The organism is Streptomyces sp. DT2A-34, assembly GCF_030499515.1.
Classification (GTDB): Bacteria; Actinomycetota; Actinomycetes; order Streptomycetales; family Streptomycetaceae; genus Streptomyces.
Genome location: NZ_JASTWJ010000001.1, coordinates 4,512,190 through 4,536,912 on the forward strand (window position 1 = coordinate 4,512,190; position 24,723 = coordinate 4,536,912).

Annotated in this window: 23 protein-coding genes and 1 tRNA gene; 11 read left to right on the plus strand and 13 right to left on the minus strand. The window is 68.4% G+C overall.

Annotation, left to right across the window (positions count from 1 at the left end; genetic code table 11):
* Positions 1-3 precede the first annotated feature (3 nt).
* Entirely contained in the window at positions 4-2,295 is a 2,292-nt protein-coding gene (locus QQM39_RS19840; RefSeq protein WP_301998435.1) for a transglycosylase domain-containing protein, read from the plus strand.
* A gap of 214 nt (positions 2,296-2,509) precedes the next feature.
* Here QQM39_RS19840 and QQM39_RS19845 read toward each other — a convergent pair whose 3' ends face one another.
* A complete protein-coding gene (locus QQM39_RS19845; protein ID WP_301998437.1) occupies positions 2,510-2,974 on the minus strand; it encodes a GatB/YqeY domain-containing protein in 465 nt (154 codons plus the stop codon).
* Positions 2,975-3,104: 130 nt separating this feature from the next.
* On the opposite strand from QQM39_RS19845, the gene QQM39_RS19850 reads away from it, so the two are divergent.
* The 5 genes from QQM39_RS19850 (at position 3,105) to QQM39_RS19870 (ending at position 7,881) form a co-directional block, all read left to right on the plus strand.
* Positions 3,105-4,031 (plus strand): metallophosphoesterase, encoded by a 927-nt coding sequence (locus QQM39_RS19850; protein WP_301998439.1) that lies wholly within the window; start codon positions 3,105-3,107, stop codon positions 4,029-4,031.
* A 152-nt stretch (positions 4,032-4,183) separates the two neighbouring features.
* Positions 4,184-4,993 carry a Pr6Pr family membrane protein gene (locus QQM39_RS19855; protein WP_301998440.1) on the plus strand — a complete coding sequence of 270 codons (810 nt, stop codon included), beginning with the start codon at positions 4,184-4,186 and terminating at the stop codon, positions 4,991-4,993.
* 33 nt (positions 4,994-5,026) lie between these two features.
* Positions 5,027-5,100 (plus strand) — tRNA-Pro (locus QQM39_RS19860).
* Positions 5,101-5,359: 259 nt separating this feature from the next.
* Positions 5,360-6,148 (plus strand): DUF1883 domain-containing protein, encoded by a 789-nt coding sequence (locus QQM39_RS19865; RefSeq protein ID WP_301998441.1) that lies wholly within the window; start codon positions 5,360-5,362, stop codon positions 6,146-6,148.
* Between the two features lie 488 nt (positions 6,149-6,636).
* On the plus strand, positions 6,637-7,881 hold the full coding sequence (locus QQM39_RS19870) for a hypothetical protein (RefSeq protein WP_301998442.1): 1,245 nt from the start codon (positions 6,637-6,639) through the stop codon (positions 7,879-7,881).
* On the opposite strand, the gene QQM39_RS19875 is transcribed toward QQM39_RS19870, so the two are convergent.
* From QQM39_RS19875 to QQM39_RS19890, 4 genes are all read right to left on the minus strand, one after another.
* Positions 7,811-8,653 carry a PE-PGRS family protein gene (locus tag QQM39_RS19875; RefSeq protein ID WP_301998443.1) on the minus strand — a complete coding sequence of 281 codons (843 nt, stop codon included), beginning with the start codon at positions 8,651-8,653 and terminating at the stop codon, positions 7,811-7,813. The two genes, QQM39_RS19870 and QQM39_RS19875, sit on opposite strands and share 71 nt — an antisense overlap.
* A 112-nt stretch (positions 8,654-8,765) precedes the next feature.
* Positions 8,766-10,301 (minus strand): LacI family DNA-binding transcriptional regulator, encoded by a 1,536-nt coding sequence (locus tag QQM39_RS19880; RefSeq protein WP_301998444.1) that lies wholly within the window; start codon positions 10,299-10,301, stop codon positions 8,766-8,768.
* Positions 10,302-10,349: 48 nt separating this feature from the next.
* On the minus strand, positions 10,350-10,715 hold the full coding sequence (locus tag QQM39_RS19885) for a helix-turn-helix domain-containing protein (protein WP_301998445.1): 366 nt from the start codon (positions 10,713-10,715) through the stop codon (positions 10,350-10,352).
* A gap of 89 nt (positions 10,716-10,804) precedes the next feature.
* On the minus strand, positions 10,805-11,062 hold the full coding sequence (locus QQM39_RS19890; protein WP_301998446.1) for a helix-turn-helix domain-containing protein: 258 nt from the start codon (positions 11,060-11,062) through the stop codon (positions 10,805-10,807).
* Between the two features lie 485 nt (positions 11,063-11,547).
* On the opposite strand from QQM39_RS19890, the gene QQM39_RS19895 reads away from it, so the two are divergent.
* From QQM39_RS19895 to QQM39_RS19915, 5 genes are all read left to right on the plus strand, one after another.
* Positions 11,548-12,468 carry a hypothetical protein gene (locus QQM39_RS19895; RefSeq protein ID WP_301998447.1) on the plus strand — a complete coding sequence of 307 codons (921 nt, stop codon included), beginning with the start codon at positions 11,548-11,550 and terminating at the stop codon, positions 12,466-12,468.
* A complete protein-coding gene (locus QQM39_RS19900) occupies positions 12,465-13,163 on the plus strand; it encodes an ATP-binding protein (protein ID WP_302003646.1) in 699 nt (232 codons plus the stop codon). Before QQM39_RS19895 ends, QQM39_RS19900 begins: the two co-directional genes overlap by 4 nt.
* A gap of 84 nt (positions 13,164-13,247) precedes the next feature.
* A complete protein-coding gene (locus QQM39_RS19905; protein WP_301998450.1) occupies positions 13,248-14,579 on the plus strand; it encodes a hypothetical protein in 1,332 nt (443 codons plus the stop codon).
* A 32-nt stretch (positions 14,580-14,611) separates the two neighbouring features.
* Positions 14,612-15,250, plus strand: coding sequence for a MobC family plasmid mobilization relaxosome protein (locus QQM39_RS19910; protein WP_301998451.1), 639 nt, complete (start codon positions 14,612-14,614; stop codon positions 15,248-15,250).
* Position 15,251: 1 nt separating this feature from the next.
* Positions 15,252-16,949, plus strand: a complete 1,698-nt coding sequence (locus QQM39_RS19915) for a relaxase/mobilization nuclease domain-containing protein (protein ID WP_301998453.1) — start codon at positions 15,252-15,254, stop codon at positions 16,947-16,949.
* Positions 16,950-17,095: 146 nt separating this feature from the next.
* Here QQM39_RS19915 and QQM39_RS19920 read toward each other — a convergent pair whose 3' ends face one another.
* From QQM39_RS19920 to QQM39_RS19955, 8 genes are all read right to left on the minus strand, one after another.
* A complete protein-coding gene (locus QQM39_RS19920; RefSeq protein ID WP_301998454.1) occupies positions 17,096-17,497 on the minus strand; it encodes a hypothetical protein in 402 nt (133 codons plus the stop codon).
* A gap of 28 nt (positions 17,498-17,525) precedes the next feature.
* On the minus strand, positions 17,526-17,849 hold the full coding sequence (locus QQM39_RS19925) for a hypothetical protein (protein WP_301998455.1): 324 nt from the start codon (positions 17,847-17,849) through the stop codon (positions 17,526-17,528).
* 408 nt (positions 17,850-18,257) lie between these two features.
* Positions 18,258-18,944, minus strand: coding sequence for a DUF317 domain-containing protein (locus QQM39_RS19930; protein ID WP_302003647.1), 687 nt, complete (start codon positions 18,942-18,944; stop codon positions 18,258-18,260).
* An 842-nt stretch (positions 18,945-19,786) separates the two neighbouring features.
* Positions 19,787-20,734, minus strand: coding sequence for a hypothetical protein (locus QQM39_RS19935; RefSeq protein ID WP_301998456.1), 948 nt, complete (start codon positions 20,732-20,734; stop codon positions 19,787-19,789).
* A 53-nt stretch (positions 20,735-20,787) separates the two neighbouring features.
* Positions 20,788-21,810 (minus strand): glycosyltransferase, encoded by a 1,023-nt coding sequence (locus QQM39_RS19940; protein ID WP_301998457.1) that lies wholly within the window; start codon positions 21,808-21,810, stop codon positions 20,788-20,790.
* 1 nt (position 21,811) lies between these two features.
* Positions 21,812-23,104 carry a serine--tRNA ligase gene (gene serS / locus QQM39_RS19945; RefSeq protein ID WP_301998458.1) on the minus strand — a complete coding sequence of 431 codons (1,293 nt, stop codon included), beginning with the start codon at positions 23,102-23,104 and terminating at the stop codon, positions 21,812-21,814.
* On the minus strand, positions 23,097-23,807 hold the full coding sequence (locus QQM39_RS19950; protein WP_301998460.1) for a histidine phosphatase family protein: 711 nt from the start codon (positions 23,805-23,807) through the stop codon (positions 23,097-23,099). Before QQM39_RS19950 ends, serS begins: the two co-directional genes overlap by 8 nt.
* Entirely contained in the window at positions 23,804-24,718 is a 915-nt protein-coding gene (locus QQM39_RS19955) for an aminoglycoside phosphotransferase family protein (RefSeq protein ID WP_301998463.1), read from the minus strand. Before QQM39_RS19955 ends, QQM39_RS19950 begins: the two co-directional genes overlap by 4 nt.
* Positions 24,719-24,723: the final 5 nt, after the last annotated feature.

Below are 24,723 nucleotides of genomic sequence, written 5' to 3' on the forward strand. Positions count from 1 at the left end.
CCCATGCCAAAGAAGCGCTCAGGCGGTGGTCTGTCGCCCACGCAGCAGGCGGCCAAGTTCCTCGGTGTCAGTGTGCTCGCGGGAGCCGTGCTGGCCGGCATCGCACTGCCCGCCGTCGGCGCGCTGGGGCTTGCCGCCAAGGGATCGGTCGAGAGTTTCGACGAACTCCCGGCCAACCTCAAGACGCCGCCGCTGAGTCAGCGCACCACGATCCTGGACGCCAAGGGCGGCACGATCGCCACGGTCTACTCGCGCGACCGTACGGTGGTCGACCTCAAGGACATCTCGCCGTACATGCAGAAGGCGATCGTCGCCATCGAGGACGCCCGCTTCTACCAGCACGGCGCGGTCGACCTGAAGGGCGTCCTGCGTGCCCTCAACCGCAACGCCCAGAGCGGCGGCGTCAGCGAGGGCGCGTCCACCCTCACCCAGCAGTACGTGAAGAACGTCTTCGTCGAGGAGGCCGGCGACGACGCGACGAAGGTCGCGCAGGCCACCCAGCAGACCATCGGCCGCAAGATCAAGGAGCTGAAGTACGCGATCCAGGTCGAGGAGGAGCTCGGCAAGAAGAAGATCCTCGAGAACTACCTGAACATCACGTTCTTCGGCCAGCAGGCGTACGGCGTCGAGGCCGCCGCCCAGCGCTACTTCTCCAAGTCCGCCAAGGACCTCAAGCTCCAGGAAGCGGCGCTGCTCGCCGGCATCGTCCAGTCGCCCAGCCGCTACGACCCGGTCAACGACGAGGCCGAGGCCACCAAGCGGCGCAACACCGTGCTGCAGCGCATGGCCGAGCTCGGCGACGTCTCCCAGGCGGAGGCCGACAAGGCCAAGGAGACCCCGCTCGGCCTGAAGGTCAGCAAGCCCAAGAACGGCTGCATCACCGCGGTCAAGGGCGCCAGCTTCTTCTGCAGGTACGTCGAGAAGGTCTTCCTCAGCGACCCGGTCTTCGGCAAGAACCGCGAGGCCCGCGCCAAGGTCTGGAACCAGGGCGGCCTGACCATCACGACCACCCTCGACCCCCAGGCCCAGGAGTCGGTCCAGGCCTCGCTCAAGGACCACGTCAACCAGACGGACAAGGTCGCGGCCGCGGCCACCCTGGTCGAGCCCGGCACCGGCAAGATCCTCGGCATGGGCCAGTCGAAGCCGTTCGGCTACGGCAAGAACGAGACCGAGCTCAACTACTCGGTCGACTCGGCGTACGGCGGCTCCAACTTCGGCTTCCCGACCGGTTCGACGTTCAAGCCGTTCGTGGCGGCGGCCGCGCTGGAGGAGGGGCGGCCCCCGACGCAGGAGTACCCCGCCCCGTACGAGATGCCGTACCCGAAGACGGTGCGGGGCTGCGAGAAGCCCTGGGTCAACGACGGCGGCTACAAGCTGGAGAACGAGAACGAGTCCGAGGTCGGCCCCTACCGGCTCGAGGACGCCATGGCCAAGTCGGTCAACACGTACTTCGTGCAGATGATCGAGGACATCGGCATGTGCCCGGTGGTCAACATCACCGACAAGCTGCACGTCCGGCAGGGCAACGGCGACAAGATCCCCGAGGTGCCGTCGTCGATGACGCTCGGCTCGACCGGTATCTCGCCGCTCACCATGGCGAGCGCGTACGCGGCCTTCGCCTCCCGCGGTATGTACTGCACCCCGATCGCCATCGAGTCGATCACGCAGAAGGTCGGCGGCCAGCAGAAGTCCCTGGAGGTGCCCAAGTCGACCTGCTCGCGCGCGATGTCCGAGAAGACCGCGGACACCATCAACACCCTGCTGCGCGGTGTCGTCGACTCCGGTACGGGCCAGGAGGCCGGTCTCACCGACCGCCAGAGCGCCGGTAAGACGGGTACGACGGACGAGCGCCGCAACGCCTGGTTCGTCGGCTACACGCCGAACCTCTCCGGCGCCGTCTGGGTCGGCAGCGCCACCCAGAAGGTCAAGATGCGCAACATCTACATCGGCGGCCAGTACCACGACCTGGTCTTCGGTGGCCGGGTCCCCGGCCCGATCTGGCGGGACGCCATGGCCGGCGCCCTGGAGGGCAAGCCCGTGGACAGCTTCAACATCGTCGACATCCCGCGGGGTGACCCCCGGGACCGCGGTGACGGAGACGGCGACGAGGACGGCAACGGGAACGGGAACGGCGACAACGACGGGGACAACGGCGACAACGTCATCGGCGGCCTGGTCAACGGCGGCAACACCGGCGGCACGGACGGCGGCGCCTTCCCGACACCGACCTTCTCGATCCCGGAGGGCTGGTGGCAGGGCCAGAGCAACGGCAACGGCAACGGGGGCCGCGACTGACGCGGCCGGCCGGACCGAACGAGGGTCCTTGAGACGCCGGGGTCCTTGAGACGCCGGGGCCCTTGAGACACCGAGGTCCTTGAGACAGAGACGGCCCCTGTCCCTCCGTACGAGGTGTTCATGTCGTACGGAGGGACAGGGGCCGTAAGTCGTACGGGCCCTGGGGCCGGGGCCGAGGCCGGGGCCTGCGGTCCGGGCCGCGTGCCTGTGGGCGTCAGCCGGCCAGCAGCTTCTTGACCGCCGCCGCCACGCGGCCGCCCTCCGCCTGGCCCGCGACCTTCGGGTTCACGATCTTCATGACGGCGCCCATGGCGCGCGGGCCCTCGGCCCCGGCCGCCTTGGCCTCTTCCACGGCCTGGGTGACGATCTGGTTCAGCTCGTCGTCGCTGAGCTGCTTCGGCAGGTACGCGGCGAGGACCTCTCCCTCCGCCTTCTCCCGCTCGGCGGACTCGGCACGACCACCCTGCGCGAAGGCGTCGGCCGCCTCGCGACGCTTCTTCGCCTCGCGGGTGATCACCTTCTGCACCTCGTCGTCGGAGAGCTCGCGCTTCTCCTTGCCCGCGACCTCCTCCTTGGTGATCGCGGCGAGCGTCAGCCGGAGCGTCGAGGAGCGGAGCTCGTCGCGCTCCTTGATCGCGGCGTTGAGGTCTTCCTGCAGCTTCGACTTGAGCGTGGTCATGACGTTGATTGTCGCAGGTGTGGGGTGCGGAACGCCCGTTGATTTCAAGGGGCCTGCGCGGAGGGTCGTACCGGAAACGGCGGAGGACGGCCGGGCACGGGGCGCTCCCGCGGTCTGACACGATGGTCGTATGCGCGCGCGATACGGAGTACCCCTGGGAATCACGGCGGTTGGCGCCGCCGGTCTGCTGTACTCGGCGGGTTTCGAGGCCCGTTCCTTCCGCCTGCGACGGGTGACGATCCCCGTCCTGCCCGCCGGCATGCGTCCACTGCGGGTGCTCCAGGTCTCCGACATCCACATGGTCGGCGGCCAGCGCAAGAAGCAGCGCTGGCTGCGCTCGCTGGCAGGCCTGCGCCCCGACTTCGTGATCAACACGGGCGACAACCTCTCCGACCCGGAGGGCGTGCCGGAGGTCCTGGACGCGCTGGGCCCGCTGATGGAGTTCCCGGGCGCGTACATCTTCGGCTCGAACGACTACTACGGCCCGAAGCCGCGCAACCCCGCCCGCTATCTGCTGGAGAAGGTCCAGGGCCGCCACGGCCTGAACGGCAACCCGCCCGTCGTCGGCGCGATCCACAACCCGTGGGAGGACCTGCGCGACGGCTTCGACGCCGCGGGCTGGCTCAACCTGACGAACACGCGGGGGACGCTCAAGGTCGAGGGCGTGTCCGTGGAGCTCACCGGCCTGGACGACCCGCACATCAAGAGGGACCGCTACGAGCAGGTGGCCGGTGGCCCGTCGGGCGCGGCCGACTTCGCGATGGGCGTGGTGCACGCGCCGTACCTGCGGGTGCTGGACGCGTACACGGCCGACGACTACCCCCTGATCCTGGCCGGCCACACCCACGGCGGCCAGGTCTGCATCCCCTTCTACGGCGCCCTGGTCACCAACTGCGACCTGGACACGGACCGCGTGAAGGGGCTGTCGACGCATACGGCGGAGGGTCGTACGGCGTATCTGCACGTCTCGGCGGGGTGCGGTGCGAACCGCTATACGCCGTTCCGCTTCGCTTGTCCGCCGGAGGCGACGTTGTTGACGTTGGTGGGGCGGGAGTAGCCGGCAGGGCGCGTAGCTGGGGGCGGGAGTAGCCGACAGGGCGCGTAGCTGGGGGGCGGGAATCGGGGAGCGGCCGAAGTAGGGACGGCTCGGCGTAACCCGCACAGCCCACCCGCATCGCCCCTTTTGTCCGCCCTGCTTAGCGTGAGGGCATGACCGCCCCGATACCCAGGGACATGCCGGACCTCCCCGCGATACCGGGCATGCCCGCGCTGCTGCCCTCCCACGTCCCCGCCACGGCGGTGATGCCCCCCGTACGCCGCCCCGTGGCCGCCGCGTACCGCCTGCTGATCGCCCTGGCCGCGGCCGCGGCGGTCACCGTGGAACTTACCCTCGGCAGCCCCCTGCGCACCCTGAGCCACTTCGCGATCCAGGCCAACGTCCTGCTGGCCCTGGTCTTCGCCCTGGCGGCCCGCCGCGCCTGGAGTGCCCGCCGCCCGCTCCCGTCCGCACTGACGGGCGCCACGCTGCTCTACGCCCTGGTCACGGGCCTGGTCTACCACCTGCTCCTGGCGAACCCGTCGAGCTCTTTCACGCTGCCCGGCGTCCTGACGGGCGAGGCCACCGACCCGACGGGCTGGCACGCGTTCACGACCCAGGTCCTGCACACGGTGACGCCCCTCGCGGCCCTGCTGGACTGGCTGCTTCTGACGGCCCCCGGCAACCTGCACCTGCGCCAGGCAACGACCTGGCTGGTCTACCCCCTCACCTACCTGGCGTTCACCCTCATCCGAGGCGAGCTCCTCGTCCCCGGCACGCCGGCCGGTTACCTCTACCCGTTCCTCGACGTGGGACGGCACGGCTACCGGAGCGTCCTGGCCAACGCCCTCCTCATCGGCCTCGCCATCTACGCCCTGGCCATCCTCCTAGTGGCCCTCGACCACACCCGCCCCAACCCCCTCCGCCACCGCCTCCGTCACCGCGCGAAAACCGGATTTCGTCTCCAGCCACCGGTGGGCTAGAGTAAACGTCGTCGCCGCGACAAGCAGTGACATCGGGGTGTAGCGCAGCTTGGCAGCGCGCTTCGTTCGGGACGAAGAGGTCGTGGGTTCAAATCCCGCCACCCCGACAGCTGAAACACCAGGTCAGGCCCGGTGCTGAGAGATCAGCACCGGGCCTGATTTGCTTTGCGGGCCCAGTTTGGGAGCCATTTGGGAGCCGACCTCAGTGAGCGGCTCCCAAATGGCTCCCCCGAGTCCTAGCGCCAGGGGAGAGACGAGCGTCCAGCCGACGTGGGCTTCCACCCCGCTTCAGACATCGTCGCCTCCGATTGTCAGTGGCAGTCCTTACTCTGAGACGTGCTCGGCCGCACATCTCCAGGAGCACCCGTGGACTACTTCTACAAAGACCTCGGCAACCTCAAGAGAGGTTCCACGGTCATCGTCACCCTGCGCAACCAAGCCAACGTCCAGGTGATGACGCGCAGCGAGTACAGCAAATACAAGTCGGGGAAGAGATACAGGTACCTGGGCGGTCGCGTCACTCGCTCGCCTCACCAGATCACCATCCCCAGTAACGGACAGTGGGTCGTGGCCATCGACCTTGGCGGCTATTCCGGTCGCATCTCTGCGTCTGTCCAAGTCCAGCCACCTGCGCGGGGCTTCCTGCCCCCGGCCCGCGACCCGCAGGGCAGTCCGGCCCGCTCCGTCGCGGTCCATGAACCGGAGGAGCCTACTGGCGACGTACTTGGTGGCCAGACCTGGGACGTCTTCATCTCCCACGCGTCCGAGGACAAAGGAGCTGTTGCGCGCCCCCTTCGAAACGCGCTTACCAAGCTTGGTGTGACTGTCTGGCTCGACGAAGCCCAGATGCGGATCGGCCACAGCCTCCGCCGCAAGATCGATGAAGGGATCAGGGCGAGCCGCTTCGGCATCGTCGTACTCTCGGCCCCCTTCTTCGCCAAGGGTTGGACCAACCACGAACTCGACGGACTCGTCACCCGTAACGTGGCCGGGGAGCAATCACTCCTGCCAATCTGGCACAACCTGAGTGCAGAAGACGTCCGGCGCTACAGCCCCTCCCTCGCAGACAAAGTGGCGATGAGCACCAGCGACTACTCCATCGAGGAGATCGCGCAGCAGATCGCTGACGTGGTTCAGGAGGAGAACGCCGCGTAGCTCCAGACCACCAGCACACCGCTTCGGTGTGCACCGGTTCCAGCGAGTCGTGGGCTTGTGCCGGGGAGACCACAGACGGTACGACGATCGCCATGCACCCTTGGTCTCCATTAAATGACCGGCAGCTCGCACTCCTCACCCGCATCGGGGGCGGAACCGACCCCGTCGCTTCTGACAGTCCCGAGCTCGCCGTCACGGCTCGCGCGCTCAGGGACCGGGGCTTGGTGACCATGCCCAGGAAGAAGGGGAGGTGGCAGGCGGAGATCACTGACGCTGGACGCTTCTACCTGGAGCACGGTCATCATCCCGACCGTCCGGAGCTGGCTCCACGCAAGCCTCGCGCGGCGGTATCTGAAGCCGAGGTGCCGGTTGCCTCTCGCCCTCAGCAGGATGCCGATCCCCCGACCGAGACGAAGCCCTCCCCGAAGCGTGCTGTGAAACCTCCGCGCCCGTCACCAGTGACGGTCGGACCGGCACTCATCACCCAGGTGCAGGAAGCCGGACGATTCCTTCGGATCCCGGATCCCAGCGACGCGGAACGGGCTCGGTATCGCAGGGCTTTCGACGCGGCGCGGCAGTGCGCTCCGGAGGGGTATCACCTGAAGTACAGCGGGCGGGCGAAGGGCGACTTCTTCCTCGGCCTGCTCCGGGTGACTGGTGAGGACGACACCGAGTGGAACCGCATCCGCCTGGCGCGGAGCCGCGTGATCACCGACGTCGAGGACGTGCTCGCTGCGGTCACCAAGGACCACAGCGCCTTCGAGATCTCCGAGGAGATCCTGCCGAGAGTCCTCGCGCTGCTCCGGCTGCTCGCCGAGCAGGCTCTCGCGCGGTACGGCGAGATCGCGGTGTCCAAGAAGCGCAAGCAACCGAGGCCGCTGCTCACCGTCCACGGCAGGACGTACGAGATCAGCTTCCGAGAGCGGCAGAAGCAGGTCAAGTACGTCCCCAAGCAGCCGGGCCGGCGCACGTACGACTGGCAACGGGTCGCCCCAGCCCACAAGTTCGAACCGTCCGGCGAACTGGAGCTACTGGTCAGCGAGAACTCGGGCTACAGCTACAACTACGGCTGGAAGAAGGAATGGGCCGACACGACCAAAAAGCCGTTGGAGGAGCAGATCACCTCAATCTTCCGGGCGTTGAAGGCACGCGCGGAGGAGCAGGAGCGGGTCCGGCTGGAACGGGAGGCAGAGCAGCGGCGCCTGCGAGAGGAGCGGGAGGGTAAGGAGGACGAGCGCCGGCGGCTGGAGGCGGAGCGGGAGGAGCGCGCGCGGCGGGAGTGGGAAGCCGCGGTAAATGCGGCTTCGGGCAAGGCGGTTCATGCGGTACGGACCGAGCGCTTCGGCACGGCCCTGGAACAGTGGCGGGCCGCGGGTGAGATCCGGGCGTTCTGTGCCGCGCTGGATGAGGTCGCCGCGACATCAGAGGACGCCCTCGAAGCTGAGAGGCTGCGTGAGTGGTCAGCCTGGGGGAACGCAGAGGCCGATCAGCTCGACCCCACGACGAACGGCCAGGGCCTGGCCGCCCGTGACTTCCGCGCGAAGCCGACGAAGAAGCAACTGCGGCCCTTCCTCGACGGGTGGCACCCGGACCGGCCGGAGAAGGAGAAGCCCCAGGCTCAGCCAGCGCCTCCCAAGCCGGAGCCGGACCCATGGCGCGGCGTCATCGACGCACATCAGGATCAAGGGTGGCGATATGGACGCCCAGGTCGCGCTCAATGGTGGAGGCGATGACGCCATGACCTCGGTCGCGTAGGGCCTTGACCGCCTTCTCGACGAGTTCCCCCAGCCTGATGACCTCGGCGCGCAGTGCGACCAACTCGTCGTAGCGGTCGGCTTTGTCTTCGCCGCACCAGGCCCGGACGGTTCGCAGGACAGCTGCCTCCGCGTCCAGCTTCCGGTCGTCCCTCCGGCTGTAGGAGTACCAGGAGGACTGGGCACGCTCCTGCTCGATGCCCTGCTGCTTGCGGTCCACCTCCGGAAGGATCTCGTCGGCGAGGCGGCTGGCGACCTGGCGGGTGACGCGCTCAGTGACCGGCCACCCGGCCAGGCACATGCCGTGGCGGTTCTCGTACACCATGGCTTCGCTGCGGAGCTCTGCTGCATCCATGCCGATGAGCGGTGCCGTCTCGTCGAGGCGGCTCAGCTCCAGGGCCCCGGCGTCGGCCACCGTTCGGCGCAGGCGGAGCCTGTTCTTCGGACGGACGAAGCCCAGGATCATGCGGGCGGCCTCGAAATCCGTGCTGCCCCGGACGTGACGGGAGGACTCGGCCAGCGCCAGCTCCGCCGCGTCATCCGCGCGGAACGTATCAACATCCGCCCACGGTGCTACGAGAGAGCCGGAACTGACCCACTCCTGCAGGCCAGCAGCATCGCCTTCGAGGAACCGCACGTGGACCCAGCCAGACCTGCCGGAGCTGCCCACGCGTACGACCTCCACCTGGCGGACCTCGCTACCCAGATCCTTCGGCCTCGCGCGGTACGCCCAGTGCTCGCCAATCTCCATGTGCCTATTGAGCCAGGTCTGTTGGTCCTTTCACCGGGCGTTTGCCATAACCTCCGGAGCGAGGTGACCTCCACGAGGTTGACGCTGCCCCCGCAAGATGGCACAGCAGCATTCACCGCAAGGACTCCACAGGCTTACGTGATTCCCTGCGCGCACGTAGGAGATCGCCGAGTACGCGCACTGGTGACGTAGGGCTCATCACCAGGCGGGTGTCGAGTGCCGTCTCCCACTGCTCTGTCAATCCGAGCATGAGGCGCTGGCGCATGCCGGGGGTGACATGGGCGTAGCGCGCCGAGACGGAGCCGTCGATGTGGCCCATGCGGTCGTCCATGAGGACCTTCTCGGTGCCGAGATCCTCCATCACGGTTCGGTGGGTGTGGCGGAGGCCGTGGGGTGTGAGGCCCTTGGCGATCGGGAGCCAACAGGCGTCGGCCCGGTCGCTGGCTCCGCGTCCTCGGGCCGGGACTCCGGGCCATGGTTCGCCAAGCAATGGTACGGGGCGGGTTTCCTGGGGTGCCTTCTTCGGGTACCAGCCGGAGACCGCCGGGGTGAACAGCCAGGTCGCGAAGCCGTTTCGGCGCCAATGGGCTGCGTTCTGAGCCACCGCGCCGCCCCGCACGAACCCAAGGTCCACGATGGCCTGCTCCACCCTCATCCGCTTGGCTTCGGTGACACGGTCGGGGTGGTTGAGGACGTTGGACACCGTGCCCGTGGAGACTTCGGCACGGCGTGCGACGTCGACGAGCTTCGCGCCTTGGTGGCCGCCTGTGCGGGCCGCGCCCTGACCACGGAAGACGTAGGTCTTGCCGTGGCACGGGCAGGGTTTCGGCTTCGTGCGGGTGACGTGGTTGGCGACCAGGGCCGACAGCCAGTCCATCGTGTCGATGGTGCGGTAGCTGTCGTCCTTGGGCGGGCAGCGCACGAGCTCGCCGGTGTCGAGTTCGTACAGCTGCCATTCGACGCGGACAACCCCGGGGCGGGCGAACTCTGTCTCCAAGCCGACGATTTCACCCCAGCGCATGCCGGTGTAACCCTTGAGGACGACGGCAACGAACTCGTCGTCACGGCCGGAGAGCAGCGCGGCGCGCTCCGCGGTCAGCAGGATGCCGAGCGGGTCGGTGACGACCTTCTCCGGGCCACGGTCACGGGAGCGTCCGGCGCGCTTGCCGCGTCCGCGCCGCCTGGCGGCCGGGTTCGAGGTGATCAGGCCCTCGTCGATCGCGTCCTCGAAGATCAGGTGGAGCGTCGAGCGCCAGGTCTTGACGCTGGAGGCCGCATAAACGGCCTTCTCCTTCTTCTCCCACAGGTCGACGTCCGTGCGCAGGATGCCGGCTAGCGCCTTGTCCTCGAAGTCGGGGAGCAGGTGCTCCTCGATGTGGCGCTTGTAGTTCTGCATGGTCGAGGCGGCCAGATCCTGGGTTTCGTACCAGCGGTTCGCGTACTCGCCGAAGGTCTCCTGGCCGAGTGCTGGGTCGCGCCAGTCGCCGCGCCGGTACTTGTTCTCTGCCTCGCTCGCGGCGCGCTGGGCCTCTCCCTTGGTGGCGAACCGGATCGCCTTGCCGTTGCCATCGACCACCGTGAGGTGCTTGCCGGGCTCGGTCTTGTACCGGCCGCGCCAGTAGTTTCCGCGCTTCTCCGCGAAACCCAACTTCCCTTTTCCTCCCCTGCTCTTGGCTTGTGACTGCGCGCGGGCGAGCTACGCGACGGTCTCGTACTGGGTACGGCGGGGCGGTCGAGCCCGCAGACGCCCTGGCGTCGAGGCCGTAGTCGGCCCAGGAGACCGGGTGGCACGAGTTCGTGCAGCGGGAGGACTTGTCACTGCCCGACTCGGCGATGTGCCAGTGACGGATCGCTGCGGGCGCTCCTCGTGGAGGCGAACGATCTCCGCGAGGTGCGCGGCGGTGAAGCGGTAGGCGCGGCCGACGCGGGTGTGCGGGATGAGTCCGCGTCGGGCCCGGTCCTTGACCCACCAGGCGGAACAGCCGAGGGCTTCGGCGATTTCTTCAGGACGATAGAGGCGGGGCAAGGGGGCTCCGCCCTCGCCGCCAGGAAGGCGTCGCACGGGGGCAGGGGGTATGTCGGAGTGGTGCAAGAAGGGCGGGTCCTTACTGGGTGGGGGCACGCTCGGTCAGCGGTACTGAGCGTCCCTCGTCACGTGGCGGTCGGCCCATGCAGCAGCACGAGAGGCGAGACGAGGAGGGCTTCGGAGATCGCGACGAGGTCGTCGGCATCACATCGTCGTTGGGCGCGTTCGATGCGGGACAGCATGGTGTTGGACATCGGGTGGCCGAGGGCGGTCACGTGGCGAGCCAACTGGCTTTGTGACAGGCCGCGTTCGGTTCGGAGGATTTCGATGGTGCGGGCCGCCTGAATTCCTGCGGGCCCGACTTCCAGTGAGCGTGGGGGCATGGCTCCAATTGAAAGGTGCATTCGCCGGTTTGGGTAACCGGCGATCGTGGTCTATGTTGCGCTCGCGTCGTTCGCCGAGATGCGGTTCCCGGAGGATCGGGAAGGGGCGCGGAACAGTGTGCCGATCATGGCTTTGACGTGGGGTGTTGTGTTGTAGCTTCCTCGCCTGCGGCTCGTCAACGGCCTGCCGATGTGATGCTTCTGGCTCTGCAGTCCGGGCAACTATTTGGTCAACAGCGGATCGTGCCTTACGGTTTTGCTCCCGCCCGCCACCGAGCCCCATTTCTCGCGGCCTTTCTGCCGTGAGAGATTGCGCCGGATAGGGCTGGACTTGCGCGACTGGGGTGTGGCTATGTTGACGACACCCCCGGAAACGCAATCGCTTCCCGGCGCGCGTCCGCGCCAACACCCCCTCGAATCCCGCCCCGACCGACGGTGAGCCGTGATGTCCACGCACAGGCCACCGAGTGAGGACCGCCCCGCACTTGGCACGAATCCGCACCATCAAGCCCGAAGCCTTCGTCTCCGAGTCCCTGGCCGCGGTCTCCCTGACTGCCGAGCGCACCTTCCTCGGCCTACTCACACAGGCCGACGACCAGGGCCGCCACCGCGACCACGCCGCGATCATCGCCGGGCAGTTGTGGGTGCTGCGCCCCGAGCACGCCCCGTCCGATGTCGAGACGGACCTCGCCCAGCTCGCCGACGCCGGACTGCTCTGCCGCTACAAGGGGCCGGATCACAAGCGGTACCTGCACCTCGTGACCTGGCACCAGCATCAGAAGATCAACCGGCCCAGCAAGAGCCGCCTCCCTGGCTGCCCGATTCACGACGCTTCGGTCGCTACCGCTCCCGCCATGAGCGCCGGTGTCGCGGAGTCCTCACTGCCGTCTCACGAAGTCTTCGGTGAGGGCTCCGGCGAGGCCCGTGAGTCCGCACTGAATCCGAGGCGTGATAGCGAAACCGCAGGTGAGGAGCGCGTCACGGAGTCCTCCATGACGGATCAGGGAGCGCTCTATGAAGCAGCAGTGACGTCTCACCGTCCGGATCTAGGACCTAGGACCGTGGATCTAGGAGATATCCCTTCGGGGGGCGCAAGCGCCCACGCGCCCGACACCGTCTCAGCCAAGCAGCTCCTTGGCGAGTACGTCGCCGCTTGCAATCACCGCCCGCCGGGTGCCTTCCTGAACCATCTCGGCGGTCAGGTGCGCAAGCTGCTCGACGAGGGCATCGCTCCCGCCCACCTCCGGGCCGCCCTCGAACGCCACCGGGTCAAGGGCCTGTCCCCGGGCGTCCTGCCCAGCCTGGTCCACGAGGTCATGAACGCCGCATCCTCTGCCCCGCCCGCCGCCCACCGGGCGTGGACGAACCCCACCGACGTCGTCGCCGCCTACGGAGATGAGCTCTGACCGCCGCCCTCACCCGCGCACCCCAGCCCGTCGGCGCGATCACCGACCGGCTCAACACGATCCTCGCCAACCGCGGCATCGACCTCACCACCGCTGCTGCACACGAGCCGGCGCCCGAGACGATCACCGCCCTGGAACTCGCCGACGCCCGCATCCCCGCCCGCTACCGCCGCGCCCTGGCCGACCACCCCCAGATCACCGCCTGGGCCGACCAGATCGCCCGCGCCGGACGCCCCGGCCCGACCGGACCCGGCATCGCCGAAGGCCCATCGCTGCTGATCGCCGGCCCCACCGGCACCGGCAAGACCCACCAGGCATACGGCGCCGTCCGCGCCCTCCTCACCCGAGGCGTCCGCCTGCGCTGGGAAGCCACCACCTCCGCCGACCTCCACGCGCGCCTCCGCCCCCGCGTCGGCCACGACGGCGAACGGGAGCTGCAGACGCTGGCCCGCTGCCCACTGCTGCTCCTGGACGACCTCGGCGCGGCCAAGACCAGCGAATGGACCGAGGAGCTCACCTATCGGCTCATCAACCACCGGTACGAGCACATGCTCCCCACCCTCATCACCACCAACCTCCCCACCGCCGAGCTCCGCACCGCCCTCGGCGACCGCGTCGCCTCCCGCCTCGCCGAAATGACCGAACGCGTCATCCTCACCGGCCCCGACCGACGCCGCACCGCGCCCACTGCCTGAACGGCGCGCGCTTCCTCCTCACCGCCCAGCCCGTCCGCGCTTCCGCATGCCCTCGAACACGCGGACCCCTTGGAGAACCTCTGCATGACACCTGGCACCACCACACTCATCAACGCCAACGGCCTCGGCATGCCCGCCTTGCCGCACTGGCTCCCAGCGCCTGCAGCCATGGCCGCCCTGTTCGTCGTCGCGCTGTCCGCCGCATGGTCCCTGCAGCGGTACCTACGGAAGCGGAGCGCTGAACAGCGCCGTAGCACCGCCGCGATCCCGGTCGCCGCCATCGCCGCGATCGGCTGCACCGCCTACAGCGCGGACACAAGCTGGCGCTTCGCCGCCGACTACCTCGACATGGGCAGCACCATCGAGCGCGCCGCGATGTTCGCCGCCGCCGAACTCGCTCTGTTCGCCACCGCGCTCATGGCCCGGCAGAACCTCAACGGCCCGAAGCAGGCGCCCGGCGCGCCCGGCACCCTCACCTGGGTAATCACCGGCGTGCAGATCGTGCCTGCCTACGCCGAGTCCGGCCTGGTCGGCGGGACTGTGCGGGCCGTCGTCGGCCCGGTCCTGGCGGCCGTGCTCTGGCACCTCGCCATGGGCATCGAACTGCGCCACCGCAGCCCGCACGCCGACTCCCACAGCCTGACCGCCGTCCTCACCCGACAGGCACGCGAACGGCTGCTGGCTCGTCTGGGGATTACCGACCGGGACGCGGATGCCGCCCGGATTATCCGCGACCGCGCCCTCGACCGGGCCGTCACCCTGATCCTCCGGGCAGAGATCATGCCGCCCGACAAGCGCACCAAGTGGCGAGGCCGGCGCCTCACTCGTCGCCTGCACCAGGCGCTGGAGCAGGCCGATGTCGACCGCGATGAACGCCAGGACGAGCTGCTGCTGCGCAAGCTCGCCACCCGCCAACAGGTCTCTGCCCTGGCCTCCAAGCCATTGCCCGCGCGGTGGCCCGAACCCGCCGCGCGTACGAGGGGCGGCTCCGCGACGGCCCGCCCGCGGGCCACGGCAAGAGAGCGGACAGAAATTTCGGGCCGCCCGCCCTCCAAGGTCGCGGGCGATGACGTCGCCGACCGGGCAGCCCGTCCCCAGCCCGAAAACCGCCCGCGACAGCCCGTCCACACCACCGTCGGCCCGGAACGAGAACCGGGCGATGAACTGCCGGGCAGCGACCAAAGCCCAGCCTGGCGGGCGGAGTCGAAGCGCCCAGCCTCCAAACCCCGCGCGACACAGGACCTCCTCAACAAGTACGCCCGTGACCTCTACCGCGAGCACGGCCGTCTCTCCCGTGACCTGCTGGAGGAAGCCGTGCGCAAGGACGGCTACAGCGTGGCCAGCGACACCGCCGGCGAGGTGGTCCGCACCGTCAAGGCCGAGCTGCCGACGGCGCCCGTCGGCCACCCGCACTGAGACCACCCCCAACGCCCAAGGGAAACCACTCAATGCACGACTCGCACAACGAACTCCCCACTCCCCAGGAGGAGATGATCACCGGCCTCGACAGCGCAGCAAGCAATGGCGATGGACCGTCCATAGGCCGGTCCATCGCGGACTCCTCCGCCCCGGGGGTGGCGGAGGAGCAGCTCCGGCACGAGGGCGTGCCGGAGCAGGAGCGGGTGGGTGCCGGCGAGCAGCCGCGCGATCCCTCCGTTGGGGCCACGCAGCGTGCGCCGTACCGCCGCGCGAACCTCGATGCGCAGCGTTCCGAGCACGTCACCGCGCGCTTCGCACCGCACGAGAAGCACGACATCCAGTCGTCGGCGAAGACTGTTCACGTGACCATGGCCCGCTATATTGCCGACGCCACCATGGCCCGCGTCCGCGGTGAGATCACCGTCGCTGCCGAGCGCACGGTCTACGACGATGCGGTCGACGAGCTCGCCGCTATGCGGACGCAGATCGCCCGGATCGGCAACAACGTCAACCAGATCGCCCGCCGCCTCAATGCGGACGGCGATCCACACCCTGTGGACGCCGCGATCCTTCACCGGGCGGATCGTCTGCTCACCACCGCCCACGACACAGTCCGGGCGATCGACGACGCCGCCTTCCGGGCAGCCGGGCAGAAGTGGGCGGTCTGAGGTGATCGCGAACATCGTCAAGCCGGGCAACAACACGTACGGCGTGCTGGCCTACCTCTTCGACAAAGGCCGCGCCAACGAACACACCGACCAGCACATCGTCGCCTCCTGGGACGACTTCGTCCCCGACCCCGGACCCTGGGATAGCCCTGGCCACAAACAACGGCTCGGCCAGCTCACCCAGGCCCTAGATCTACGGGTCAAGCAAGCCGGCGACAAGGCACCTGAGGGACACGTGTGGCACTGCTCGATCCGCGCCGCGCCCGAGGACCGCACCCTCACCGACGCCGAGTGGGCCACCATCGCCCGGCGCGTGCTGCACGCGACCGGCATCGCACCCGATGGCGATCCGGACGGCTGCCGGTGGGTTGCTGTGCGTCACGCGGAGGACCACATCCACATCGTCGCCACCAAGGTGCGCGGTGATCTGCGCCCGCCGCGGAACTGGAACGACTACCACCGCGCCATGAACGAACTCAGAGCCGTCGAGGAAGACTTCGGCCTCACCCGGGTTGCACGTGGTCCCGAAGCTGCTGCTGGCACCTCGGCGGCAAAGCGCTCCACCCGGGCCGAGGAGGAGAAAGCCAAGCGGCAGGGCCACGACAAGACCGCGCGTGAGCGGCTGCGGCACGCCGTGCGTACCGCGCTGTCCCACGCGAAGGATCTGGATGAGTTCTTCAACCTGCTCGCCGATGCCGGCCTTCAGGTCGAGACCCGCACCCTGCCCTCAGGTGACCTTCAGGGCTACAAGGTCGCCCTGCCCGACGCCGGCACGCCCATCTGGTTCTCCGGCTCCAGCCTCGCCACCGACCTGTCCCTCCCCCAGGTCCGACAGCGCCTTGCCGCCTCCGAGGCACAGCCCACCGCAGCCTCATCAGCTCGCCCTCACCGCCCCAGCCCGTGGCACGTGGCCACCGCTGCCGCCGAACGTATCCCCCACCACCTCGCCCGCGCCGACGACGGCGCCGTCCAAGCCCACCTGACCGTCTTCGGCGAAGTCCTCTACGCGCTGCCCGCCCATGCTCCTGTCCGGCTCCAGGCCGAACTCCACCGTGCGGCTGCCGCCTTCGAACACGCCGCCCACACCCGCGCCCGCGCCGACCACCAGCACGCCCGCGCACTGCGGGGCGCGCTGAAGGCCATGCGCTACCAGCCCGCGGACCACACCGGGCTGGCCATGCTCTTGGACGCCGCGATCCTCGTCGTCCTCGCAGTCCAGCGCCACAGCGCACTGCACCACCACGACCGGCAGGTGGCCGCCGCCCGTCAGACGCTCACGCACCTGCAAGCCGCCTACGACCAGATAGCCCCCGCCAGCCTCGCCGCACTCGCCAGGCACAGTCCCTCCGACAACACGGTGCACCGGTACGTCCGCACCCTGCACGAGGTCCTGCCCCGCCACGCCGAACAGATCCTCACCGAAAACGCTTGGCCCGCCCTCACCGCCACCCTCGCCGCCGCCGAAGCCGCTGGCCACAACCCGGCCACCGTCCTCCAGCAGGCAGCCCAGCACCGCCCCTTGGACGACGCCAAGTCAGCATCCGAAGTCCTCGTGTGGCGCATCCAACGCCTCGGCGACCGGCGCGCACCCGGCCCCGGCGCACGAACCGCGCAGGCCCGCCGCCTTCGCACTCAGACCGATTCTGGTCTCCCGGGCGCCTACACGCCGCCCACATCCCGCCCCGGACAGTCCCGCTGAGCAGGACCCCCTGGAGCGGAGGCGACGAGGCACGACACCACGCGCAGCCACGGACCGATACGCAGCGACGGATCGTCGCTGTCCATCCCCGGTTACCGAAACCGGGGATTCTCCGGACCCTATGTGTTGCCCAACCGCCCCACCCCTCAACAAGGAGCACCCGCATCCCCCTCATCGAACCCCGCCGACACGTCGTCGCCCAGCTGTGCGGCGCGTACTTCAAGTACTACTTCGGCACCAAGACCTGGTCCCACCACGATGGAGGCCCCTTCACCAAGGCGGAACAGGCCGCCGCCCTCGCGCCCACCATCGACGAGGTCAAAGAGGCGAAGGAGCAGATAGGCCGGTACCACGAGTACCTGCAGACCTGGCTCGAAGCCCCCGAGGTCCTGGACCGCTTCCTCACCTCCTTCCTGGACCAGCTCGACGAGAAGTCCTTTGGCAACGCCATCGACATCATGAACGAGAACGAGCGGTTGAAGCTCCAGCGGCTGGTCAACGCGGCGGCCGAACCCGTCCGTCCGTTCACCCCGTACACCTTCTGACAAACGGCGGCCCCCTTCGCGTCTCCCGGAGTCACCGTGTGCGCTGTACTTTGTCAACGGCCTGCGCCAGGTGCGCGTCAACAAGGCCCGGCGAGCCGGAAACGATCACCAGCACGTTGGCGATGCGGATCGCCGTCTGCTGGACAACGCTGCGCTGCGGGCCGACGGAGTAGGTGAGCAGCTGGCTCCACTGCTCGTCGCCGAGAGGCGGCGCGGCCATCCGCTCCGTGCCCATGTCGACGGAGGCGCTGCCGACGAGGATCTGGTACGTGGGGCAGGAGATCATCGCGTCGAAGATCCGGCTCACGCCCCTGGAGAGCTTCGCGGCGGTGTCACCGTACAGCTCCTCGGCCACCTCCGAGTCGCTGCCGCCCGTATAGGTGAAGGACGCCTTCGCCTTGCGGGGGGACCGCGTCGTCGATGACGAGCGGATGCAGCCAGCGCATCATCATTCCCTCGACGTCCTGCCGGGACAGTGCCCGCAGATCGGCTGGCGGGAAGTCCGGCCCGATGGTCTCCGAGGCCGATCTGGTCGGCGTTGACGCGTCGGCCCGGACAGAGTCGAACGGCAGAAGCTCTTGTGCGTGTATCTTCAGCAGCGCGAACGCCTCACGTTGGGTCTCACGGAACTCGCGGTCTGCGCGAGCACGTCGTCGGAACATACGGTCTCCATCTCTGTCATCTGACGGGCACAGGGGAACGAACCTGCAGCTCAAGGCAATTGGCGACGAACACCACAACAAGCGCTGCAGGGCGCGGATCGTCAGCTGCGGCGGACGACGTTGAGCCGGCCCTCTGCGCTCTTGGGCACGGTGCGGCGGGGCACCGGGACCGGTGAGGAGAGCGAGAAGGCGAATGCCGCGACCAGGTCATGGGGGACGCTGGCACTGAAGCTGGCGCACCACAGATATGGAGCGCCGAGAACGGGTTCCGCCCACGCCTGCCACCCCATCAAGTCAGGGTGCGGATCCGCGTCCTGGACAAGCGGCGGCTGCAGTCCCAGGGAGACGGTGGCGGAGAACCCGGGGTCCATGGCGGTGGTGTGGGGGCAGTCCACGTCACGGATCCAGCCTTGGGCACCGACTGCGTTGAGGACCGTCTCGGGCCCTTCGAAGCCAGCGTCCGGCACCTCACGGGCTTCGAGCGCGACAATGAGATCAGCGAGCGCCTCGTACGGGACGCCGGCAGTGAAGTACGCGTTCCACTCCGTCATCGCGGAGGCAGCATGCGGGCGGGCACTCAGTTGCCAAGCAACGGGCAGTCCGCCCAGCTCGAACGGGTAGGCCGCGAGGATCCACTCGGCGCCGCGCAGCCCGTCCGGGCTCACATACAGCAGGGTGTGGCGGGAGGTGGGCCACATGCGCCAGCCGAGGCCGGTCAGGGTGTCGCCGATCCGCTCGGCGAGCGCGCCGTCGTCACCGGCCAGGTGGCGCGGAGTGACCCAGTACATCGGGTCTGGCAAGTCGGAACGAGTAGGGTCACCGGGGTGGTGCGGGTGCAGGGGCGCCTCCTTGGGCTCGGACGTCAGTTCTTCCGGCAGGCGTTGTACGTTGACATGCCGTGCCGCAGCGCACCAGTCCTTTCAGGATCTTTCCTGTCTGCCCCCGGCGAACTGGTGTCTGTTGTCAACGGAGCCAGCCGCTTTGTCATCCAACCCAGTCGACTCACGGTGATCTCTCGGTGTCGCCGCACTGGACACCGCCGCCATGCCGTTACGCGTGAGCTGCACGCTCTCGGATGGGACACTTGGTCACATGAAAGAGGTGCGCTGCGAGCGATGCGACAACATCATCGGCATGGGGTGCGCCTGCCCTCCTGATGGCAGCGTGCCCAAGGCGCACCCGGAGGAAAGGTGTGTTCGACAGGAGTGGCGGCGGTTCCCCGGCAACGCCATCTTGATCAAACAGAATGGTAAGGCGCACGTTGCAGGCGCCTGCGATCACATGACAGAAGACGAGGTGCGGCCTCCGAAGTGGGGTTGGATTCTCGATCCGTCCCCCGGAGATTGGGGCCGTATCAGCGAGAGCAGCCCAGCCATCGCCACTGAGGGGAACGCGCAGCTGCGGGCGACGAGCCGGTGCATGACGTGCATGGGGACTCTCGGCGGCTGATGAGCTGCAGGGCGTGCTGTGCTGTGGGATAGCTGACCAGAGGACCGACGGCTTGCCGTCGGCCCTCGTTCATTTCGTGGTTCTGGGCACGCCGGATGCGGCACGACTCGGTTCGATTGGAACAACTGGCGAAGGACAGATTTGCCCCGGTAAGCGGACTCGACTCACTGGAGGTCTTCCTTCAGATGCCCAGCTCTTCCTCGATCGCCATGGTCACGGCTGGCCATGGGACCTTCGGTTCACCGAACAGTCGCCAATAGCGGTACGACGCGCGAACCAGGGAGCTGACGCCCAGCCTCGCCGCACCCGGGTCGATCGTTCCGATCACCCGGCGGGTGATCCCGCCGGCTCCGCGCGCTGCGGGACGGACACCGTGTGCAAGGAGGAGAGTGGCCGTGCGGACGGCGTCCAGGGTCGGCGGGGGCGCCAGGGACGCGAACTGGCCGAAGACGAGCTCCCTCCACCTCAGCCTCGTCCTCGCCCAGGCCAGCCGTTCCAGCCCGGTGCCGAGGTCTACGGCCATGCGTGCGGGGTTGTCGGCATTCCAAAGAAGGACGATGTCGCCGAGAGGCAGATCGAGGTGGTTGAAGCGAAGAGTGATGCCTTCGACTTGGCGGCGCCGCCATGCTGCCAGCTTGCCGTTGATGCTGATGTGGCGCGCGTGGAAACCCAGTCGCGACAGCACGCTGAGCCAGCCGTCCAGGATCCTCCCGTACTCGTCGATGCACTGAATCGGCTGGACGCGGGAGACGTTGACGAACGAGGTCAGAAACCCTTCCCGGAGATCGCCCGTTGCGTCACGTTGCCCGGTGAAACGGACAACAGGCTGGGGCAGGAAGCCACTGCGGTAGGTCACCGGACGCCCGTCCTTGAGGAAGGGGTCAAGGGCTTGGACGGCCGAGATCGTCAGCTCGGTCTCGCGGCCCCACCGAATTGGCAGGCAGGCGTCCTGCGAGACGCCCTCGGCCGCGAAGCCCGCCTTGAGCCCTGCCAGTAGCTCTTCCCACGACGGGGCCTGACGAGGGGGACAGTACGACGATCCTCTGTGCGCATGCTCAATCGCGATCCGTCCGTCGGAGACGGTGAACTCCCATTGCGCTCCGAGGACTTGACGGAGGACCGCAGGCAAGCGGACCTCCGAACGGGCCGACGGCCCGAGTACGAGCTCTCTGGTACCGCTCGTCAGCATGACCGAGTCGACATCGCGGTGAAGTGGCGGGCCGGATCGAAGCGATGCATCCCGACCTCTTGGACCTCCGTGTGCTTGAGGCCCTCGGCCTGCTCGATCGCAAGGGCGAGAAGCTCCGCTGCTGTCTCGTCGTCCTCGTCGGGGTCGGCCACCGTGATCACGCCCGTCTGATCGCACAGGGCCGCCTCGGCGCAGGTTCCCCCACGCCAGGTGAGCGCGGCCAAGGGGGTGCCGGCGCGGAGGGACTCACCGAAGACGGCGGCGCCGGCCTCCACGTACGTACGGGCGTAGGTGTAGACGAAGACGGAGGCGTCGCGGATAGCGGCGGTCTTGGCGGGGCCGCCGAGTTCACCGACCCACTTCACGTGACCTGCGCTGAAGAGGCGTTCTTGGCTTCGCACGTATGCCTCGTCGAAGACGGGGCCGACGATCTGTATCCGGCGGCCGAGGATCTGGGCGGCTCGGACGGCGATGTGGGGCGCCTTTTCCTCGTCTATGCGGCCGAGCCACACGAGGTCGTGCCCCGCGGCGGCAGGCGGCTCCTCCTCGTCCAGGCCAAGGTGTACAGCGAGTTCAGGAATCGGCTGATGGTCTGCGTACCGCTCGATCATCTCGGGCGAATAGCAGTAGAGCCGTGACTGTTTGCCGTCGAAGGCTGTGTCGGCGTGCTGGAAGACGGGCGAGTGCTGGAACGTGGCGACGTCGCAGTCCAGCTCGTTCCAGGTACGCGTCCAGGCTGGCAACGACGGGTACTCGTGCCCGACGACCAGGAGGTCGTATCCGGTGCTGCGGAGATCGCGCTCGGCGAGGGATCCCGTGGTGAGGTCCTCCAGGCGGACCGGCCGACGAACCCAGTCGTTCTCCAGGTCCGTGAGCCAGCCCGGCCCAAGAAGGTGTACGTCGGCGCCTGCGGCTCGGGCGCCTACGGCGACCGCCCACAGCCATCGTTCGATCCCGCCGTAGCCGGCGGGTGGGAAGGCGTAGCTACCAGGGAAGTCGCAGACGCCGACGAGCACGTTATGCCTCCGGTGTTCCGTCCGCCGAGATCCGGCGGAAGCCAAGGTACGGGACGAGCGATTCGGGCAGGAGGATGGAACCGTCCTGCTGCTGGCACTGCTCAAGAAGAGCGGCCAGGGTGCGGCCGACGGGAAGGCCGGAGCCGTTGAGCGTGGCGACGAGCTTGGGCTTGCCGCCCTCGCCGCGGGTCCGGATGTTGGCCCGGCGGGCCTGGAAGGTGCCGAAGTTGGAGACCGAGGAGATCTCGCGGTACGTGTTCTGGCTCGGGATCCAGACCTCGATGTCGTAGGTGAGCTGGGCGGAGAAGCCCGTGTCACCGGCGGCCAGCTTGACGACGCGGTAGGCGAGGCCGAGTTCCTTCAGGCATGCCTCGGCGTGGCCGACCATCGTCTCCAGCGTTGCGTCCGCGTCCGCCGGGTCAACCATCTGGACGATCTCGACCTTGGCGAACTGATGCTGACGGATCAGCCCCCTGGTGTCGCGACCGTACGAGCCCGCTTCGGACCGGAAGCACGGCGTGTGCGCGGTGAGCGCCAGCGGCAGCTCGGCCGGAGGGATGATCTCGTCCGCGTAGAGGTTGGTCAGCGGCACCTCGGCCGTCGGGATCAGGAACAGCTCGCGGTCGGCGACGCCGGTCTTGAACAGGTCCTCCTCGAACTTCGGCAGCTGCCCCGTGCCGGTCATCGTCTTGCGGGTGACCAGGTACGGGACCGCGTGCTCGACGTATCCGTGCCGACGGGTGTGCAGGTCGAGGAAGAGCGTGGCCAGGGCACGCTCCAGCGCCGCTCCGGCGCCGCGCGAGACCGCAAAGCGCGGTCCGGACAGCTTCGTCGCCCGAGCGAAGTCGAGGATGCCGATGGCCTCACCGAGATCGACGTGGTCCTTCGGCTCGAACGGGAAGGCCGGCGGAGTGCCGACCCGCCGGATCTCGACCGCGAAGTCTTCGGAGTCGCCGTCCGGGGCCGCGTCGTCCGGCAGGTTCGGGATGCTCAGGAGGAGGTCGCGGAGCTGTTCCTCGACCTGCACCTGCCCGGCCTCGATGTCCCGGATCTGGTCCTTGAGCTCGCGGGCGCGCTCCTTCAGCTTGGAGATGTCGCCGCCCTGCTTGGCCGTCTGCTGGACCTCACTCGCCACCCGCTTGGACTCAGCCCGCAGCTCGTCGGCCGAGCGGATGTTCTGGTTACGCCGAGACTGGAGGGACTCCAGCTCGGACAGGTCCAGAGAGTAACCGCGACGAGCGAGCCGACGAACTGCTTCGGCACCCATTTCGATTAGGGCGCGGGCATCATGCATGAGGAAGATCCTTTTGATCCGGCTGGTGGGATACGGAATCGACGGTAGCAACCGCCGAGCCCTCACCGACCCGGAATATGTCCGCGCCACCGCGGTCGGCGCGACCTCCGGGAACGTCCCTGTCGAGATCACTCATCAGCGCCGTGATCCAGTCCGGCAGCTCGTCGTCGGGTATGGCGATCGGCTCGACGTACGGCGCCTCGGGGAAGAAGAGCGGCATGGCCTCCTTCGGAGATCGGTTCTGATGCCAGAGGAGCACGGAGGCCAAAAGGCCGTGGCCTACGAGAACGCGGGGTCCGGGTCGCTCCAGGGTGGCGAGCAATCCGGTGAGCATCCTCCGGATGCCGGCGCGCTGGGACTCGGTGCCACCCGCAGGCCGCTCGTTCGGACCCTGGCCGTCAAGCCAGACCGCGTACTCCAGGAACGGGCGGCCCTCGAACTCTCCGTAGTCGAGTTCATTCAGGCGAGGATCGATGACCAGCTTCGCCGCCGGCACTCCCATCAGCAGAGAAGCCGTCTGCTGGGCACGCGGGAACTCGCTGGTCAGCCACGTCCTCACGGTGTGGAGGGGGAGGGTGGACCAGCCCAGGCTCAGCGATTGCCGACCCTCCTCGGTCAGGTGGATGGGTTGGGACGGGTCGCCGTTGACGAGGTACCGCTTGCTGTAGTTCGTCTGGCCGTGGCGGAGGACGTAGGTGGTCACGAGCCCCTCCTCGGGGTCGACGCGGAAAGGCCGACGAGCACTTCCGCCATCTGCGGTGCTCTCGGGTCCCCGGCCTCCAGGTAGTAGAGGAGTCCGTCGAGGGCCAGCGCTCTGCACCACAGCGCGAGTACGGGAACGGGGATCCGCGAGATCCGGGCGGCAGCAGCCAGCCGCCCGTCGGTCCCGTGCCCAAGGTCGTAGTAGACGGACCAGAAGGCCCAGTCGAATGCCGCGTCGCCCAGCATGGGCAGCGGATCGAGCAGGCGAGGGTGCCCCAGCCAGTCGAACGGCACGTTCTCCCGATACAAGTCCGCGTGCAGGACAGTCGTCCTGCCTGCGTCTTCCCTCAGTCCGGCGAGCGCAGGGAGCGCGGTGTCGACGAGCAGACGCCATGCGTCGAGCTCGAGCGTCTCCATCCGTCGCCGGATCCGCGGCAGCATCTCCGTGCCGAGGTAGTCGGTGAGCAGCGGGAAGCTGTTCGGTCGCCTTCGGCGCTGGCCGAGTATGTGCAGCCCCTGAAGGGCAGCCGCCACCATCTGAACCTCGCGCTCTGGCCGCTGGGCGCCACCAGGGCGCCCTCCCACCAGCTCCAGGGCGGCCACCGTCAGGTCGTCAGCGAACTCGATGACGTCCGCCGTCGGTCCGCCGGCCCACAGCCGCAGTGCACTCACTTCGTGGCGATACCGGGTGGGGTCGGTCCATGCTTTGAGGAGTAGCGGACGCCCGTCGAGGGCGGTCGCTGTCGCGATCACCGAGGCGTGTCCGGCGTCGTGGTAGTCGCCGAGGGACAACTGCCAGCGTTCGGCGGCCTGTTCCAGCAGGGTCGGTGCTGCGTCCAGCCACGCCTGGGCTTCCGGCCCGTAGTGCGCGAGTAGCCGCTGTCGGCACCCTGCGGGAACCTCTCCGAGCATCCGCG

Bases quoted from the DNA above. Each gene is read 5' to 3' on its own strand.
- QQM39_RS19840 (WP_301998435.1), top strand. From the start codon at position 4: ATGCCAAAGAAGCGCTCAGGCGGTGGTCTGTCGCCCACGCAGCAGGCG.
- QQM39_RS19845 (WP_301998437.1), bottom strand. From the start codon at position 2,974: ATGACCACGCTCAAGTCGAAGCTGCAGGAAGACCTCAACGCCGCGATC.
- QQM39_RS19850 (WP_301998439.1), top strand. From the start codon at position 3,105: ATGCGCGCGCGATACGGAGTACCCCTGGGAATCACGGCGGTTGGCGCC.
- QQM39_RS19855 (WP_301998440.1), top strand. From the start codon at position 4,184: ATGACCGCCCCGATACCCAGGGACATGCCGGACCTCCCCGCGATACCG.
- QQM39_RS19875 (WP_301998443.1), bottom strand. From the start codon at position 8,653: ATGGAGATTGGCGAGCACTGGGCGTACCGCGCGAGGCCGAAGGATCTG.
- QQM39_RS19890 (WP_301998446.1), bottom strand. From the start codon at position 11,062: ATGCCCCCACGCTCACTGGAAGTCGGGCCCGCAGGAATTCAGGCGGCC.
- QQM39_RS19905 (WP_301998450.1), top strand. From the start codon at position 13,248: ATGACACCTGGCACCACCACACTCATCAACGCCAACGGCCTCGGCATG.
- QQM39_RS19910 (WP_301998451.1), top strand. From the start codon at position 14,612: ATGCACGACTCGCACAACGAACTCCCCACTCCCCAGGAGGAGATGATC.
- QQM39_RS19930 (WP_302003647.1), bottom strand. From the start codon at position 18,944: ATGTACTGGGTCACTCCGCGCCACCTGGCCGGTGACGACGGCGCGCTC.
- serS (WP_301998458.1), bottom strand. From the start codon at position 23,104: ATGCATGATGCCCGCGCCCTAATCGAAATGGGTGCCGAAGCAGTTCGT.
- QQM39_RS19955 (WP_301998463.1), bottom strand. From the start codon at position 24,718: ATGCTCGGAGAGGTTCCCGCAGGGTGCCGACAGCGGCTACTCGCGCAC.